Source organism: Leifsonia sp. Leaf336 (assembly GCF_001423695.1).
In the GTDB taxonomy this organism is placed as follows: domain Bacteria; phylum Actinomycetota; class Actinomycetes; order Actinomycetales; family Microbacteriaceae; genus Leifsonia.
Genome location: NZ_LMOZ01000002.1, coordinates 1,257,968 through 1,273,778 on the forward strand (window position 1 = coordinate 1,257,968; position 15,811 = coordinate 1,273,778).

Annotated in this window: 21 protein-coding genes; 14 read left to right on the plus strand and 7 right to left on the minus strand. The window is 69.6% G+C overall.

Annotation, left to right across the window (positions count from 1 at the left end; genetic code table 11):
• Window positions 1-4: 4 nt before the first annotated feature.
• Window positions 5-775, minus strand: a complete 771-nt coding sequence (locus ASF88_RS14865; RefSeq protein ID WP_055919983.1) for a CHAD domain-containing protein — start codon at window positions 773-775, stop codon at window positions 5-7.
• Between the two features lie 30 nt (window positions 776-805).
• Here ASF88_RS14865 and ftsY point away from each other — a divergent pair, with 30 nt between their 5' ends.
• The 3 genes from ftsY to ffh all read left to right on the plus strand — a co-directional run bounded on the left by ftsY (window position 806) and on the right by ffh (window position 3,825).
• Window positions 806-1,681, plus strand: a complete 876-nt coding sequence (gene ftsY / locus ASF88_RS14870; protein ID WP_055919986.1) for a signal recognition particle-docking protein FtsY — start codon at window positions 806-808, stop codon at window positions 1,679-1,681.
• Window positions 1,682-1,688: 7 nt separating this feature from the next.
• On the plus strand, window positions 1,689-2,189 hold the full coding sequence (locus ASF88_RS14875; protein ID WP_055919989.1) for a DUF2004 domain-containing protein: 501 nt from the start codon (window positions 1,689-1,691) through the stop codon (window positions 2,187-2,189).
• 67 nt (window positions 2,190-2,256) lie between these two features.
• Complete coding sequence (gene ffh, locus ASF88_RS14880) at window positions 2,257-3,825, plus strand: signal recognition particle protein (RefSeq protein WP_055919991.1); 1,569 nt, start codon at window positions 2,257-2,259, stop codon at window positions 3,823-3,825.
• Window positions 3,826-3,854: 29 nt separating this feature from the next.
• Here the strand turns inward: ffh and ASF88_RS14885 are convergent, their stop codons facing one another.
• The 4 genes from ASF88_RS14885 to ASF88_RS14900 all read right to left on the minus strand — a co-directional run bounded on the left by ASF88_RS14885 (window position 3,855) and on the right by ASF88_RS14900 (window position 7,268).
• Window positions 3,855-4,547 (minus strand): SGNH/GDSL hydrolase family protein, encoded by a 693-nt coding sequence (locus tag ASF88_RS14885; RefSeq protein ID WP_235493473.1) that lies wholly within the window; start codon window positions 4,545-4,547, stop codon window positions 3,855-3,857.
• A gap of 76 nt (window positions 4,548-4,623) precedes the next feature.
• Window positions 4,624-5,370 (minus strand): SGNH/GDSL hydrolase family protein, encoded by a 747-nt coding sequence (locus ASF88_RS14890; RefSeq protein ID WP_235493474.1) that lies wholly within the window; start codon window positions 5,368-5,370, stop codon window positions 4,624-4,626.
• Complete coding sequence (locus tag ASF88_RS14895; protein ID WP_055919994.1) at window positions 5,370-6,047, minus strand: SGNH/GDSL hydrolase family protein; 678 nt, start codon at window positions 6,045-6,047, stop codon at window positions 5,370-5,372. The genes ASF88_RS14890 and ASF88_RS14895 overlap by 1 nt, the downstream gene beginning before the upstream one ends.
• A gap of 63 nt (window positions 6,048-6,110) precedes the next feature.
• On the minus strand, window positions 6,111-7,268 hold the full coding sequence (locus ASF88_RS14900) for a glutamate--cysteine ligase (protein ID WP_055919997.1): 1,158 nt from the start codon (window positions 7,266-7,268) through the stop codon (window positions 6,111-6,113).
• Window positions 7,269-7,489: 221 nt separating this feature from the next.
• On the opposite strand from ASF88_RS14900, the gene rpsP reads away from it, so the two are divergent.
• From rpsP to ASF88_RS14920, 4 genes are read left to right on the plus strand one after another with little or no spacing between them, the layout of a single operon-like run.
• Window positions 7,490-7,984 (plus strand): 30S ribosomal protein S16, encoded by a 495-nt coding sequence (gene rpsP, locus ASF88_RS14905; protein ID WP_055920000.1) that lies wholly within the window; start codon window positions 7,490-7,492, stop codon window positions 7,982-7,984.
• A 4-nt stretch (window positions 7,985-7,988) separates the two neighbouring features.
• Entirely contained in the window at window positions 7,989-8,219 is a 231-nt protein-coding gene (locus ASF88_RS14910; RefSeq protein ID WP_055920003.1) for an RNA-binding protein, read from the plus strand.
• A 1-nt stretch (window position 8,220) separates the two neighbouring features.
• The gene (gene rimM / locus ASF88_RS14915) at window positions 8,221-8,874 is read left to right on the plus strand and encodes a ribosome maturation factor RimM (protein WP_082518983.1); all 654 of its coding nucleotides are present in this window, start codon (window positions 8,221-8,223) and stop codon (window positions 8,872-8,874) included.
• A 3-nt stretch (window positions 8,875-8,877) separates the two neighbouring features.
• Window positions 8,878-9,273: a hypothetical protein gene (locus tag ASF88_RS14920; protein WP_055920006.1), complete on the plus strand. Its 396-nt coding sequence runs from the start codon at window positions 8,878-8,880 to the stop codon at window positions 9,271-9,273.
• Here ASF88_RS14920 and ASF88_RS14925 read toward each other — a convergent pair.
• Window positions 9,270-9,944: a GntR family transcriptional regulator gene (locus ASF88_RS14925; RefSeq protein WP_055920009.1), complete on the minus strand. Its 675-nt coding sequence runs from the start codon at window positions 9,942-9,944 to the stop codon at window positions 9,270-9,272. The two genes, ASF88_RS14920 and ASF88_RS14925, sit on opposite strands and share 4 nt — an antisense overlap.
• A gap of 49 nt (window positions 9,945-9,993) precedes the next feature.
• On the opposite strand from ASF88_RS14925, the gene ASF88_RS14930 reads away from it, so the two are divergent.
• Together ASF88_RS14930 and trmD are read left to right on the plus strand one after the other, a co-directional pair.
• On the plus strand, window positions 9,994-11,223 hold the full coding sequence (locus tag ASF88_RS14930) for an MFS transporter (protein ID WP_055920012.1): 1,230 nt from the start codon (window positions 9,994-9,996) through the stop codon (window positions 11,221-11,223).
• A 10-nt stretch (window positions 11,224-11,233) separates the two neighbouring features.
• Window positions 11,234-11,917, plus strand: a complete 684-nt coding sequence (gene trmD, locus ASF88_RS14935; RefSeq protein ID WP_055920014.1) for a tRNA (guanosine(37)-N1)-methyltransferase TrmD — start codon at window positions 11,234-11,236, stop codon at window positions 11,915-11,917.
• Between the two features lie 26 nt (window positions 11,918-11,943).
• Here the strand turns inward: trmD and map are convergent, their stop codons facing one another.
• Complete coding sequence (gene map / locus ASF88_RS14940) at window positions 11,944-12,708, minus strand: type I methionyl aminopeptidase (protein WP_055920017.1); 765 nt, start codon at window positions 12,706-12,708, stop codon at window positions 11,944-11,946.
• Window positions 12,709-12,805: 97 nt separating this feature from the next.
• Between map and ASF88_RS14945 the strand changes: the two genes are divergently transcribed.
• The 5 genes from ASF88_RS14945 to ASF88_RS14965 all read left to right on the plus strand — a co-directional run bounded on the left by ASF88_RS14945 (window position 12,806) and on the right by ASF88_RS14965 (window position 15,708).
• Complete coding sequence (locus tag ASF88_RS14945) at window positions 12,806-13,315, plus strand: hypothetical protein (protein WP_055920020.1); 510 nt, start codon at window positions 12,806-12,808, stop codon at window positions 13,313-13,315.
• Window positions 13,316-13,516: 201 nt separating this feature from the next.
• Window positions 13,517-13,864 (plus strand): 50S ribosomal protein L19, encoded by a 348-nt coding sequence (gene rplS, locus ASF88_RS14950; protein WP_055920023.1) that lies wholly within the window; start codon window positions 13,517-13,519, stop codon window positions 13,862-13,864.
• A gap of 95 nt (window positions 13,865-13,959) precedes the next feature.
• Window positions 13,960-14,694, plus strand: coding sequence for a signal peptidase I (gene lepB, locus ASF88_RS14955; RefSeq protein ID WP_055920027.1), 735 nt, complete (start codon window positions 13,960-13,962; stop codon window positions 14,692-14,694).
• Complete coding sequence (locus ASF88_RS14960) at window positions 14,694-15,392, plus strand: ribonuclease HII (protein ID WP_055920030.1); 699 nt, start codon at window positions 14,694-14,696, stop codon at window positions 15,390-15,392. The genes lepB and ASF88_RS14960 overlap by 1 nt, the downstream gene beginning before the upstream one ends.
• A complete protein-coding gene (locus tag ASF88_RS14965; RefSeq protein ID WP_018190696.1) occupies window positions 15,385-15,708 on the plus strand; it encodes a DUF2469 family protein in 324 nt (107 codons plus the stop codon). Before ASF88_RS14960 ends, ASF88_RS14965 begins: the two co-directional genes overlap by 8 nt.
• Window positions 15,709-15,811 lie beyond the last annotated feature (103 nt).

Consider the following 15,811-nt stretch of genomic DNA (forward strand, 5'->3'; position numbering starts at 1 on the left):
TCGGTCACAGCTCGATCGCCGCCAGCTTCACGTCCAGTCCGTCGAGGGCCTCCGCCGCCCGCCGCTCGCAGCGCATCGCGAGACCGATGTGGCCCTGCATTCGGAGCTGGTGCGCGAGAAGGAGGTCGTCGCGGTTGTCGCCGAGCGCGTCCTGCGCGGCCTTCGCCGCCGCCGCGAGCCGCACAGCAGGCCGGCCGAGCTCGTCGGCGACAGCTTCAGCGGCATAGCGCACCTTGCGCGCGGCCTTGCGGGTGGCATGCCGATCTTCGAGGGAGTCGCCGCGCGGGAGGTGCACATTCCGCACCGCCTTCTCGAGTCCGCGGTCGGTGATCCGGTCGGGTTGCGTGCGCCCTTTCGCGCTGAGCGGCGGCGCGGCCGCGAACATCTGGAGGTCGGCGAGGAGCAGCCGCACCGTCCGGCCGTGCAGGTGCCGGATGAGCGATGCGAGCTCGCGCGCGTGTGCGGCCCGGGTCTCCGCGACCTCGGCGGAGACGAGGTCGACCACGGCGATCTCGTCGTCGGCCTCCAGCAGATCCTCGAGCGAATCCGCCTTCACCTCCAGGTCGCGCACCGCGCCCAGGCGGTCGCCCAGCGCCTTCAGGCGTGAGCGCAGCCGCACCTCCGCGTCGCGCTCGAACGCCGCGCGGTAGACCTGCAGGATGCTGCGGAGCCGCCGTACCCGGGTGCGCGCCTGGTGCACGGCGTCCTCCCCGTCGTTCTCGATCGCCACGAGCTGCTCGGCGAGCTCGGCCGACACCGCGACGAGGGAGAACATGCCGCCACCGTACCAACTAGTCTGAGTGTCATGGCAGATCGCACTCCCTGGTCCTTGTCGGGCGCCCTCCGCGGGCTGTTCGCCAAGAAGACCATCGACGAGACCACCTGGGACGATCTGGAGGCTGCGCTCATCACGGCCGACTTCGGCCCCGACGTCACCGAGGCGGTCGTCGGCGACCTTCGCGCCAAGGTCGATCGCTACCACACCACCGACCCGGCCGACCTCCAGCGCATGCTGCGCGAGACGATGGAGGAGCGTCTCTCGAAGCTCGACACCACGCTGAAGCTCAGCGAACGGCCCGCGATCGTCCTCGTCGTCGGCGTCAACGGCGTCGGCAAGACGACGACCATCGGCAAGTTCGCCAAGTTCCTGCGCACGTACGACCGGTCGGTGGTCGTGGGCGCCGCCGACACCTTCCGCGCCGCCGCCGTCGAGCAGCTGGCGACCTGGGCCGAGCGCGCAGGCGCCGAGATCGTCCGGCCGCAGCAGCAGGGCCAAGATCCGGCCTCCGTTGCGTTCCAGACGGTCGAGAAGGCGAAGCGCGACGGCACCGAGATCGTCATCATCGACACGGCGGGCCGCCTCCAGACCAAGGGCGGTCTGATGGACGAGCTCTCCAAGATCAAGCGCGTCGTCGAAAAGCAGGCGCCGATCGCGGAGGTGCTCCTGGTCCTCGACGCGACCACCGGGCAGAACGGGCTCGCGCAGGCCGAGGCCTTCCTCGAGCACGCCGGGGTGACCGGGCTGGTGCTGACCAAGCTCGACGGCTCGGCCAAGGGCGGCTTCGTCCTCGCCGTGCAGGAGCGCACCGGCCTCCCGATCAAGCTCATCGGCCAGGGCGAGGGCATCAACGACCTGACCGGCTTCACTCCGCACGTCTTCGCCCAGCAGCTGGTCGGATAGGGGCGGCATGGCCATCGAGCACGACTACTTCGGAGTCATCGACGAGACCGCATCCGGCGGCCTGGCCTGGGGCGACACGGTGGAGCTGGCCGATCAGCCCGTGGAGGTCGACCTGCTCGCCGACGACGAGTCGGCGGTGGGCGAGTACGCGCTCGACGCGGCGGCGGCGCTGATCCAGGCGCTGGAAGGCTTCGACGCGCGGGCGCGCGACGCGCTGATCGCCGAGCTGAGCTCGCGGCAGTCGGCGACGACCAACTACATCGACGAGCACGTCGACAAGCTGGGGGAGTCGCTCCTCGACCTGCTGGTCTACAACTCCGGCGACATCGCGATCGACGTGCTGCGATCGCTGCAGCTGCTCGCCGTGACGGTGCAGGCCGACCAGGCGGGGGAGGACGAGGTCTTCGCGACGTTCGACTACTCCATCAGCCCGGACGAGACGGACGCCATCCTGACGGTGTCGTTCGATGTGCGCGGCGACGTGGTCGCGGTCGACACCCAGAGCTGACCGACACCCGGGAACCACTGGCCGTCCTCGGCGACCGCCCGGCCAGGCCCGATAGACTTGTCGGATCATGGCTACTTTCGGCTCGCTGTCCGACCGTCTTACGGACACCTTCAAGAACCTCCGCACCAAGGGCAAGCTCACGCCGTCCGACGTGGACGGAACGGTGCGCGAGATCCGCCGAGCGCTGCTCGACGCGGATGTCGCACTCGACGTCGTCAAGGACTTCACAGCGAAGGTGCGCGAGCGCGCCCTGTCGGACGAGGTCAACAAGGCGCTCAACCCGGCCCAGCAGGTCGTGCAGATCGTCAACGAGGAGCTCGTCGCCATCCTCGGCGGCCAGCAGCGCCGGCTGCAGTTCGCCAAGAAGCCGCCGACGGTCATCATGCTCGCCGGCCTGCAGGGCGCGGGAAAGACCACGCTCGCGGGCAAGCTCGGCAAGTGGCTGGCCAAAGACGGGCACACGCCGCTCCTGGTCGCCGCCGACCTCCAGCGGCCCAACGCCGTCACTCAGCTCCAGATCGTCGGCGAGCAGGCCGGCGTCCCGGTGTTCGCCCCGGAGCCGGGCAACGGCGTCGGCAACCCGGTCAGGGTCGCCAAGGACGCCCTGAAGTTCGCCGAGACCAAGCAGTACGACACGGTCGTCATCGACACTGCTGGCCGTCTCGGCGTCGACGCCGAGCTCATGAAGCAGGCCGCCGACATCCGCAAGGCCACCGAGCCCGACGAAGTCCTCTTCGTGATCGACGCCATGATCGGTCAAGACGCGGTCGCGACGGCCAAGGCGTTCCAAGACGGAGTGGACTTCACCGGCGTCGTGCTCTCCAAGCTCGACGGCGACGCCCGCGGTGGAGCCGCCCTCTCGGTCGCGTCGATCACCGGCCGCCCGATCATCTTCGCCTCCACCGGTGAGGGCCTGGACGACTTCGAGCCGTTCCACCCCGACCGCATGGCCTCCCGCATCCTCGACCTCGGTGACATCCTCACCCTGATCGAGCAGGCGCAGGAGGCGTTCGACGAAGACGAGGCGCGCAAGGTCGCCGAGAAGTTCGCGACCGACAGCTTCACGCTCGACGACTTCCTCAAGCAGATGCAGCAGCTGCGCAACATGGGCTCCATCAAGAAGATGATGGGCATGCTCCCGGGCGCCGGCCAGATGAAGCAGCAGCTCGACAACTTCGACGAGCGCGAGATCGTGCGCACCGAGGCCATCATCCAGTCGATGACCACGGCCGAGCGCACCACCCCGAAGCTGCTCAACGGCTCGCGCCGGCTGCGTATCGCGAAGGGCTCGGGAACCACGGTCACCGAGGTGAACCAGCTCGTCAACCGTTTCGAGCAGGCGGCCAAGATGATGAAGACCGTCGCCAAGGGCGGTGTGCCGAACGTTCCCGGCATGGGACCGATCCCCGGCGCCGGCTACTCGGGCCGCGGCAAGCAGCAGCCCAAGAAGAAGGGCTCCCGCTCGGGCAACCCGGCTAAGCGTGCGGCCGAGAACGCCGCTCTCGCATCGGGGGTCAAGCCGGGCGCGACGAGCACTTCGGCGGGCAGCGGTTTCGGCGTCGGCGGCGGCAAGGGCGCAGCGGGAGGCCCCTCCGAGGAGGAGCTGGCCGCGCTTCAGCGCTTCATGGGCCGCTAGGCCCGCGGGCCAGCGGTCGCCGCAGTGGCCTAGGAGGTCACGCCGAGCGGGGCCAGACGATCCTCGATGGTCTTCGCGACGATGCGTTCGCCTGCCGCGTTCGGGTGGATGCCGTCGACCTGCACGAGCTCCGGGTGCCCGGCGAGCGGATACCCGATGTCGAGGAAGGTGCCACCGACGTCCGTCACGGCCTTCTCGACGATCGCGTTGACGGTCGCCACCGTGGGCGGAGGCGCGTCGGCGCCCCAGACGGTCGTGATGCCGATGATGCGGGCCCGGGGGAAGGTGTCGTGCAGCTCTCCGAGCAGTTCGTCGGCCGACGAGGTGACGAGAGCCGGGCTCTGCTCACGGTCATTCCGCGTGGCGGCGATCAGGATGTAGTCGGGGTGGAGGCCGAGGGCCGTGTCGACCTGCTCGCGGTACGTGTCGCCGTTCCAGCCGGGCTTGACGAAGCCGGACCCGGACACGGCCAGGTTCGTGAGGCTCCAGCCGTGCTGCGCGGCGATGAGCGCCGGCCATGCCTCGTCGGGACGGATTCCCTTGCCGAAGGCGATCGAGTCGCCGATGGCGATCACCTGCGGTTTCGTGTGGTCCGCCGGTGCAGCGGCGGGAGTGCCCTCGGCCGCGACGGGTCGCGCGGGAGCAGTGGAGGAGCAGCCGGCCAGAGCGACGGCTGCGGCCGCGACCGCGACGAGCGCGATCAGGCGGGAACGGGTGGGCACGGAGTGAGGGTAGACCGTGGAGACTGACAGATCGCTGTGTGCGCGTCCCGGGCGTGTCGCAGCACGCCGCCACGGGTCACTCGGAGGCCGGCCCGGGCTCGATCCCTGCCTTCGCGATCGCGTCGGCGACCGTCTTCCCCAGCAGCGTCTGTCCCGCCGCATTCGGGTGGATGCCGTCCGTCTGCATGAGGTCGGCGCGACCGAGGAAGGTCTGGCCGATGGCGAGCCAGTGCCCGCCGGCCCCGAGGACCGCGTTCTTGAGGGCGTCGTCCATCACGCTCGTGACGGCAGGAGCGGCCATGGCTCCCCACACCGCACCCATGCCGATGACCGTCGTGTCGGGAAGCGCGTTCGACAACCGGTCGACCGAAGCCTGGGTCGCCGTCTTCACGGTGCCGGGTGCGACCTTCGCGGTCGCTGCGTCGTTGATCGTCGCCGCGATGATGACGACCTGGGGACGCAAGCGGATCACGGCGCTCACCTGGTCGTCGAAGTCGTGGGTGTTGACCCCGGGCTTGGTGAACCCGGCGCCGCCTTCGCCGAGGTCGGTCAGGTTCCAGCCGAGGCGGTCGGCGGCGATGAGCGGCCACGCATCGTCGGCGGGGACGTTCCAGCCGATCGCGATGGAGTCGCCGATCACGGCGGCCGACGGCATCCCCGTCGTAGTCGTGTGGGGGCGGGAGGAAGCCGTCGCCGACGGAGCGGAGCTCGCCCGCGAGTCGATCGAGGTCAGTGCGCAGCCGCTCAGCAGGAGGAGCGTCGCAGCGACGACCGCCGTCGCCGCGAGGCGGATACGGCTGCCTCGCCGTGCCGAACCGGCCATCAGACCAGTCCGTCGATCCGCGAGAGGAACGCCGAGGCGATCGCCTGCTGCCCTTCGAGCGTGGGATGCTCCCCGTCGTCCTGCACGAGGCCCGCCTGTCCGCGATACGGCTGGCCGAGGTCGATCCACTTGCCGCCTGCCGCCGTGACCGCGGTGCGCAGGGCGTCGTTCAGGGGAGCGAGGTCGCTGTCGCTCGCTTCGCCCGTGAGCGCGTTGTACCCGACGAGGTGCGCCTTCGGCAGCGCGTCCCTCAACCGTTCGACGGCTGCGGCCATCGCCGCGGCGACGGAGGCCGTGTCCTGTCCGAGGTCGTTGTCGGACGCGCCGATCAGCACCACGTCGGCCTTCGCGGCGATGGCCTGGTCGATCTGTCCGTCGAAGCTCTGATTGCTCGAGCCCAGCGCGACGAACCCGGCGCCCGGCTCGCTGAAGTTCTCCAGACCCCAGCGGCGGTCGACCGCGACGAGCGCCGGCCAGGATTCGAACGGCTCGAGGCCCATTCCCGACTCGATCGAGTCGCCGACGATCGCGACGACGGGGTGTCGGCCGCCGTTCACCGCGGAACCCAGATTCAATGCGGGGCTCGAGGCGGTGGCGCAGCCGCTGAGAGCGAGCGTCCCGAGCAGCAGCGCTGCCAGGGCGGTCGCCGCTGTGGCGAGGGGCCGGTGGTGGAGCATGTCTTCGAGCCTAAATCAGGAGCCTATGGATGCCCTATGCGGGGCTAGGAGGCGGCTGTGCTGTCAGGCGATCGAGCCACGGGAGCCGCGGTCGAGTCCGCTGCGCAGCTCGTGCGTGAGCGAGCTCACGACGGCCTGCAGGCTGCCGCCGTTCGCCTCTGCGACGGCGAGCTGCCGCTGATAGCTGGCGCCGGTGGCGAGCACGTCGGCCACGGTCGCGAGCTCGTCGGCGCAGCCGAGCCGGTCCGCCGTCTCGCCGAGCTCGTCGACCAGCTCGAGGAGGCAGTCGCTCACGAGGCGCTCCGAGCCGTCGGGTGCGACGATGATCTCGGCTTCGAGGCCGTAGCGCGCGGCGCGCCACTTGTTCTCGCGCACGAACCACGGCTGCAGGGTGACCGGCTCGACGCCCTGGTCGAGATCGCCCGACATCCGGTCGGTCAGGCAGTGGATGAGGGCCCCGACCGCACCCACCTCGTCGGCGGTCGAGAGGCCGTCGCACGCGCGCATCTCGACCGTTCCCCACTTCGGCGAGGGCCGGATGTCCCAGCGCACCTCGCTGTGGTCCTCGACGACGCCGGTCGTGACCAAGTCCTGCACGTACTCCTCATAGTTCGCCCAGGTCCCGAACTGCCAGGGGAGGCCGGCGGTGGGGAGTTGCTGGAACATCAGGGCGCGGTTGGACGCGTAGCCGGTCCTGGCACCGGCCCAGAACGGGCTGGATGCGCTCAGGGCCTGCAGGTGCGGGTAGTAGGTCAGGAGGCCGTTCACGATCGGCAGCGCCTTGTCGCGCTCGTCGATGCCGACGTGCACGTGGATGCCCCAGATCATCATCTGCCTGCCCCACCACTGCGTGCGGTCGAGAAGACGGTCGTAGCGCTCGTTCGGCGTGATCTTCTGGTCGAACCACTGGGCGAAGGGATGCGTCCCCGCGCACATCAGCTCGACTCCCAGCGGGTCGGTGACCTCCCTGGTGAGCCCGATGAGCTCCTGGAGGTCGGCGATCGCCGCCGGCACCGTGCGGTGCACGCGGCTGACCAGCTCGACGGTGTTGAGGAGCAGCTCGTGCGTGATCTGCGGATGCTCACGGCCGTCGGGGGTCCCGAGCTCGCGGAGGACGTCGTCGGCGATCTGCACCAGGTCGCCGCTGGAGGCGTCCACGAGGGCCAGCTCCCACTCGATGCCGACGGTGGAGCGCTCGGACTCCGCGAAGTGGATCTGCATCCGGGTCTGGTCCCATCGTCCGATAGTTCACTGTGCCGATTGTTACTTGTGGCCGCTTTTCTGACAGAATATCTAGTTGAGTTCAACGTGCCCGACCCTCTATCCGGCGCGTGGGACGAACAATAGACCTCCTGCCGCGTGTGCCCCCACGCCCACGGCAGTCAGTTCGACAACGAATCCACCGGAACCCCAGGGGTTCCGGACGTCAACACAGGAGAATTGTGGCTGTCAAAATCCGTCTGAAGCGCCTCGGCAAGATCCGCGCTCCGTACTACCGCATCGTCGTCGCCGACTCGCGCACCAAGCGCGACGGCCGCGTCATCGAGGAGATCGGTCTGTACCACCCGACCGAGGAGCCCTCGCGCATCGAGGTCGACTCCGACCGCGCGCAGTACTGGCTCAGCGTCGGCGCCCAGCCGTCCGAGCAGGTGCTCGTGCTCCTCAAGCTCACCGGCGACTGGGGCAAGTTCAAGGGTGACAAGAACGCCGTCTCGACCGTGAAGACCGCCGACGAGAAGGTCGCGTTCGTCGCCGACGACAAGAAGAAGCCGGTCCTCAAGCCGAAGAAGGACGAGAAGCCGGCCGAGGTCGCCGCCGAGGCTGAGGCCGTCGTCGAGGCCGAGGTCGAGGCCGAGGAGGCCGCCGAGGCCGAGGTCGTCGCCGAGGCGGAAGAGATCACCGAAGAGGCCTCCGAGGCCGACGGCGAGAAGGCGTAACACCTTGCTCGCACCCGCGCTCACGCACCTGGTCAAAGGCATCGTCGACCACCCGGACGACGTGCATGTGGTGGCCAAGGGCTCCCCGCGTGGCGAGGTCCTCGAGGTTCGTGTGAACCCCGAGGACCTCGGCCGGGTCATCGGCCGCTCGGGCCGTACGGCCAAAGCGCTCCGCACGCTCGTGGCTGCGTTGGCCGACGGCCGGCGCGTCCGCGTCGACGTCGTCGACGACTGAGGTGGCCGAGCACAAGCTGCCCCGCAAGGAGGTCGCTCCGCGGCCGGATCAGACCGAGCTGCGTGTCGGCCGGCTGACCAAGGCGCACGGCCTCAAAGGCGCGATCAAGGTCGAGCTCTACACCGACGAGCCGGAGCGCCGATTCGTGCCGGGAGCGGTCTTCACCCTCCAGGTGCCCACGGCCTCCAAGTGGCACGGCAAGACGATCGAGCTCACGGAGCTCCGCTGGTACAACGGTCATCCCGTCGCCTTCTTCGCCGGTGTAGACGACCGCACCGAGGCGGAGACGCTCGTCAAGGCCATCCTGTGGGTGAGCCAGGACGTCCGTCAGCTTCCCGAAGAGGAGGACGCCTGGTACGACCACCAGCTGGTCGGGCTCAGCGCGCGCCGCGACGGCGTGGAGGTCGGGACGATCGCCCGGGTCGACCACCTGCCCGCGCAAGATCTGCTGGTCGTGCGCACGCCCGACGGCGAGGTCCTGGTGCCGTTCGTCTCGGCCATCGTTCCGGAGGTCGACCTGGCCGCAGGCACCATCACGCTCACGCCGCCGCCCGGGCTCTTCGAAGAGATCCCGGACGACGACGAGCCTGGCGGCGCTGACGACACCGCCGAGCCGGATGTCACGGATTCCGAGCCGGAGAACGGCGAGGGCTGAGGCATGACGGCCTACGTGATCGACGCCTCCGCAGCCATCGTGCTCGCGGAGGCCGGTTACGTCCCGGCCTCGGGCGACACCCTCCTGGCGCCGACGCTGCTGCGCTCGGAGGTGCTGGCGTCGCTCCGTCGCGATGTCGTCTCCGGCGTTCGCGAGGAGCGGTCTGCACGCGCACTGATCCCCGCCGTCGACCGGCTGCCTGTCCGGCTGCTCGGCGACCGCGTACTGCGAAAGACTGCCTGGCGTCTCGTCGGCGAGCTCGGCTGGCCGGACACCTTCGCCGCCGAGTACGTCGCTCTGACGGTCCTCCACGGCGACGCGCTCGTGACAGGCGACGCCGATCGATACGCCGGCGCCCCGATCGCGTTGCGCACCGGCGCGGACCTCCTGCGCTCTTAGGGCGCGACCGTCCCTACGATCGTGAGCCCGCGGGCGCGGAGCAGGCGCGCGTCCGCGTCCAGAGCTCGTTGCAACCGCTCGTGCGTGCCGACGATGTGACGATGGATGCTGTCCGCCGCGGCGTCGGCGTCCCGCGCCGCGACCTGATCCAGGATCGTGCGGTGCTCCTCCCAGGCGGTTCGCCGGGCCTCGGGCGTGCGCACCTCGAGCCAGCGCGTGCGTGCGAGGCGCGTCATCGCCGACTCGACGGTGTCGGCGAAGAAGTGGTTGCCGCTGAGTTCGGCGAGTCGCACGTGGAAGTGCGCACCCGCGCCGACTGCGTCCCCGCTGGGGCGGTCCGGGTCGTAGGCGCCGAGAGCGTCGCGCAGTGCGCGGAGTGCGTCGTCGGAGGCGCGCGCGACGCTGAGGCGCACGCCCGCTGACTCCACCGCGTCCCGCAGCTCGCTGAGCCGGGCGATCTCACCGAGGTCGATAGGGGAAATCTGCCACGCCCGGCCGTCCCGCTGCACCAGGCCCTCCGCCTCGAGCCGCATGAGCGCCGCACGCAACGGGGTGCGGGAGGCTCCGAGCTCGGCCTCCAGGCCGCGTTCGGTGATCCGCGAGCCGGGGACGCGCTCCAGATCGAGGATCCCGGAGCGGAGTCGCTCGTAGACGTGGGGCTGCTCTGCCATCGCACTCCTTGTTGGTATACCAAGTCGGTATACCGCTAGGGTATACCGCATGAACGATCCGACGCGAGCAGACACCCGGAATGTCCGAACCCCGCGACCCTGGTTGATGCTCGCCCTCGGCGTCGCCGGCCAGGCGAGCTCGACGGTCTTCGTGTCCACTCCGGCGTTCCTCATCCCGCTCCTCCACACGGAACGAGGGCTCAGCCTCGCGCAGGCCGGCCTCCTGGCGTCGGCTCCCACGCTCGGGCTGGTGCTCTCGCTCATCGCCTGGGGTGCGCTGAGCGACCGGATCGGGGAGCGCTGGGTCATCGCCGCCGGCCTGGCGATCACCGCGGCAGCCGCGGTCGCCGCGATGTTCGTCTCGTCGTACGTGGCGCTGGGCGCGCTCTTCCTCGTGGGAGGCATGGCGGCGGCGAGCCCCAACGCCGCGAGCGGGCGGGTCGTCATCGGCTGGTTCCCCAAGGAGCGGCGCGGCCTGGCGATGGGCATCCGGCAGATGTGCCAGCCGCTGGGCGTCGCCATCGCGGCGATCAGCGTTCCGGTGCTGGCGGGGTCCGGCGGCATCCCGGCCGCCTTGGCCGTTCCCGCTGTGCTCTGCGGCGTCTCCGCCGTGCTGTGCGCGATCGGCATCGTCGACCCGCCGAGGCCGCCTCGCACGACCGCCGACGGCGAGGCTGTCCACCCGCACGCCGCGTGGCGCCCGTATCGCGAGACGTCGCTGCTGTGGCGTATCCACATCGTCTCGATGCTGCTGGTGGTGCCGCAGTTCACCGTGTCGACCTTCGGCCTGGTCTGGCTCGTGACCGAGCTGCATTTCACCTCCCTCGCCGCCGGCATCGTGATCGGCGTCAGCCAGTTCGTCGGCGCCGTCGGACGCATCGGGGTCGGCGTGCTCAGCGATCGGGTCGGCAGCCATCTGGTGCCGCTGCGCTGGGTGTCGGTCGCCGCGGTGGCCGTCATGCTGCTGATGGGAGTGGCCTCGGCCCTCGGCTCGGTCGCCGCGGCCGTGATCCTCATCGCGGCAGCCGTCGTGACCGTCGCCGACAACGGCCTCGCCTACACGTCGGTGGCGGAGATCGCCGGTCCGTTCTGGTCGGGGCGTGCGCTCGGGGCGCAGAACACGGGGCAGTTCCTCGCTGCATCGGTCGTCGGCCCTGCAGTCGGCGCGCTCATCGGCTGGGTCGGCTTCCCGCTGGCGTTCGCCGCCGTGGCCGTCTGCCCCGCGATCGCCGCTCCGCTGGTGCCGCGCGACCGGGAGCTCGCGGTCGTCCCCGAATAGACTTCCCTGCATGCGCATCGACATCGTCACGATCTTCCCGACCTTCTTCGATGTGCTGGACATCTCGCTTCTCGGCAAGGCGCGGCAGTCGGGGATCATCGAGCTCGGAGTCCACGACCTCCGCGACCACACCCACGACCGGCACCGCACCGTCGACGACACACCGTATGGCGGCGGCGCCGGAATGGTCATGAAGCCGGAGCCGTGGGGCGAGGCGCTCGACGGGATCCTCGACGGTTCCGACGACCCGCTGCTGATCTTCCCGTCGCCCGCCGGCGATGTCTTCACGCAGGCGATGGCGCGCGAGCTGTCCTCCGAGTCGCACCTGGTCTTCGGCTGCGGGCGCTACGAGGGCATCGACCAGCGGGTCTTCGACGAGTACGCGGGGCGGGCGCGCGTGCGGCTGGTCAGCGTCGGCGACTACGTGCTCAACGGCGGGGAGGTCGCCACCATGGCGATGATCGAGGCGATCGGCCGGCTCATCCCCGGGGTCGTCGGCAACCCCGAGAGCCTGGTGCAGGAGTCGCACGAGGACGGCCTCCTCGAATACCCCTCGTACACGAAGCCCGCCGAGTGGCGCGGGCACGACGTCCCCGCGGTGCTGCTCTCCGGAAACCACGGGGCGATCGAGTCCTGGCGCCGCGAGCAGTCGCTGGAGCGCACCGCGCGCGTGCGCCCCGATCTCCTGCCGTAGCGCCCGCGGCGCTCGTGCGCCGTTCGCTAGGGGGCGCTGAGGACGAGCGGCCCGTCATCGGTGATGGCGACGGTGTGCTCCGAGTGGGCCCCGCGGGAGCCGTCGGCGGAACGCAGGGTCCAGCCGTCGGGGTCGGTGAAGATCTCGTCCGTGGTCTCCAGGAACCACGGCTCGATCGCGATGACCAGCCCGGGGCGGAGCGGGAAGCCGCGACCGGGACGGCCGTCGTTCGGGATGTGCGGGTCGCCGTGCATCGTGCGCCCCACGCCGTGACCTCCGAACTGCGTGTTGATCGAGTAGCCCTCGGAGTGCGCCACGGCCGCGATCGCCGCCGAGATGTCGCCGACCCGGCCACCCGGCTGCGCAGCCGCGATGCCGGCGGTCAGCGCGCGCCGGGTCGTCTCGATGAGCCGCAGGTCTTCGTCGCGCGGGGAGCTCACCACCAGGCTCACGGCGGAGTCGGCCACCCAGCCGTCGACGCTCGCCGCGAAGTCGAGGCTCAGGAGGTCGCCGTCGCGCAGCCGGTAGTCGTGGGGGAGCCCGTGCAGGACGGCGTCGTTGACGGAGGTGCAGATCACCTTGCCGAACGGGCTGGCACCGAACGACGGGTGGTAGTCGATGTAGCAGGACTCGGCGCCGCGCGAGCGGATCATCTCATGGGCGAGGGCGTCGAGCTCCAGGAGGTTGACTCCGACACGTGCCGCCGCAGCGGTCTCGGCCAGCACCTCGGCGACGAATCGTCCCGCCGGCCGCATCTGCTCGATCTCGGCAGGGGTCCTCAACTCGATCACGTGTTTCCTCTCTCGCGCGTACCGTTCCCAGTCTTCCATGGTCCGCCTGCGGCGAACCCGCAGCCGCCGCCCAGCCACACGCGGCTACGCTGAAGGCGTGATCATCCGCAAGGCGTTCTACTGGTGGCTGTTCCCGTCCGCCGTCGTGCTGCCGGTATGGCTCCTGATCGGCTGGGCGGCATTCCACGAGGGCAGCGGCTGGACGTTCCTCGGCCTCCTCGTGCTGTGCCCGATCCTCTTCGTGGCGCTGATCGCCGTCGGCGGCATCCTGATGGCCCGCAAGAGCGTCCGGGATGCGCGTGCCGTGTCGTGGTACGACACCGGCCTCCTCGCCGGCTGGAGCGCCTCCATCATCGCGTTCGGATTCTTCCCGCCCGGCGCGAGCGGGTGGCTCGCGGTCCTCGGGGTCCTGTTCTTCCTCGGCCTCTTCTGGGTAGGACTGTGGGAGCTGGTGACCGAGACGCGCTCACGCGTCCAGGTCTCGTACGCCGCCTACCAGCGCGTCGCGAACCCCCAGCAGGTGAACGACTCCGCGAGCGAACCGGTCGTCGACGACGCCGACGTCATCATCATCGAGGAGCGGCGCGAGGACCGGCCCTCGACCTGAGCGCCCGTGCCGCGGCGCGCTTTGGCAATAGGGCCGCGCGCATGGCAGAATAGATCTTCGTGCCGCCGCCAGGCTCTGCCGCAGGGGAGCCAGCATCTCGAGCGCGCACACCCAATCGAATCCCGGCCGCTCCGCCTGCCACGCAGCGTGCGGCCCCGAGTCCGTCCCCGACCTGCCGGCGGGTACAGAGAGCGAACAGCAATGCACATCCTCGATCAGGTGGACGCCGCGTCCCTCAAGCAGGACATCCCCGCGTTCCGCGCCGGCGACACCGTCAAGGTGCACGTCAACATCATCGAGGGCAGCCGCTCTCGTATCCAGGTCTTCCAGGGCGTCGTGATCGGCCGCTCGGGCGAAGGCGTCCGCGAGACCTTCACGGTCCGCAAGGTCAGCTTCCAGGTCGGCGTCGAGCGTACCTTCCCGGTCCACTCCCCGGTCATCGACCACATCGAGGTCGTCACCCGTGGTGACGTCCGTCGCGCCAAGCTGTACTACCTCCGCGAGCTGCGCGGCAAGAAGGCGAAGATCAAGGAGAAGCGCGACAACTGAGCGTTTCGCGCGCATCCTCCGCTGAGCTCCCGGTCCTACACTGGACCGGGAGCTCAGTGCTTTGAGCGGCCGGGAAAGAGACGTAAGGCGAGCGAATGACGGATGAGACGCTGCCGACCCGCTCGGCCGGGCGGGCACGCAGCCGCCGTGGAGTCCTGCTCTTCCTCCGCGACGTGCTCGTCGTCGTCGTGATCGCCCTGTTGGTCGCCTTCCTGATCAAGACCTTCGTGGTCCGCTCGTTCTACATCCCGTCCGGGTCGATGGAGAACACCCTCCAGATCAACGACAAGATCCTCGTCAACGAGCTCCAGCCGTCGGTCTTCGGCCTCAGCCGTGGCGACGTTGTGGTCTTCCGCGACCCGGGAGGGTGGCTCCCGTCGTCGCCGCCGGTGGTCCGCAACCCGCTGGCCCAGGCGGCGGACACCGCACTCACGTTCGTCGGCCTGTCCGCCTCGGACAGCGACGACCACCTGGTCAAACGGATCATCGGACTCCCGGGGGACCACGTCGTCTGCTGCGACACGGCGGGACGCATCACGGTCAACGGCACGGCGATCGTGGAGTCGTACGCCCAGATCCCTCCCGGGCAGACGAACGCGGCGACCCTCGCCTTCAATGTCACGGTACCGAAGGGGCATCTCTGGGTGATGGGAGACAACAGGTACGACTCGCAGGACTCCTCCCGCAACCAGGCGCTGCCCGGGCACGGCTTCGTGCCGCTCGACCATGTCGTCGGGCGGGCGGTGGTGATCAGCTGGCCGATGAACAGATGGACCTGGCTGGACGACTATCCTGAAGCCTTCCGCGGAGTGAAGGAGAACCAGCGATGATGGCCCCGATCGCACCCACGCTGCGCTTCGAGAAGGCGCTCTACCGCGACGGCGTCACGTCGATCGTCGCGGTCGACGAGGTCGGTCGCGGCGCCCTCGCCGGTCCGGTGGCGGTCGGAATGGTCGTCATCGACACAGCCGTCAAGCGCATCCCGCCCGGGTTGCGCGACTCCAAGCTGCTCCCGGAACCCGTGCGCGAGGCACTGGAACCAGCGTGCCGGCGCTGGTCGCTCTTCCACGCCGTGGGTCTGGCATCCGCCGAGGAGGTGGACTCGCTTGGCATCATGCGCTGCCTCGGACTCGCCGGCGCCCGCGCGCTGGCGAGCCTCGAGGAGCAGGGCGCCCAGGTGCGGGAGAGCACCCTCATCCTGGACGGCAACTACGACTACCTGAACCCGGCGCTGATGCGCCCCGCGCGCGTGGTGACCCGCATCAAGGCCGACCGCGACTGCGCGTCCGTCGCCGCCGCCTCCGTGATCGCGAAAGTGCATCGCGATCGGCTGATGATCCAGCACGACGTGCAGTACCCCGGTTACGGCTGGGTGAGCAACAAAGGCTATTCGACTCCCGAGCACTTCGCGGCGATCGCCTCCCTCGGACCGAGCGCGCTGCACCGGCTGACCTGGTTGAAGGACCTCCAGACCCTCGACATGCCGACAGAGCCCGTGTCGCAGTTAGACTTGACGAACAATGGATGAAGACGAGTTCGACGACTACGACCGCGAGGTCGAGCTGGCTTTGTATCGCGAATACCGGGACGTCGTCTCGCAGTTCAAGTACGTGATCGAGACCGAGCGCCGCTTCTACCTCGCGAACGAGGTGGAGTTCGTTCGCCGCGACACGGAGCACGACTTCTATTTCGAGCTCACGATGAACGATGTCTGGGTCTGGGACGTCTACCGTGCCGACCGCTTCGTCAAATCGGTCCGCGTGCTGACGTTCAAAGACGTCAACATCGAGGAGCTCTCGAGCAAGGAGTTCGAGCTCCCGAAGGAACTCGCGCTCGACGAGTGACGCGGTGCGGCGACGCGACCCCTGCACCCGACTCCTCCACAGCCCTCTGAATCGCCGACTTCTCCACTGATTCCCGCTCGACACGTCTCGCGCGATCCTCCCC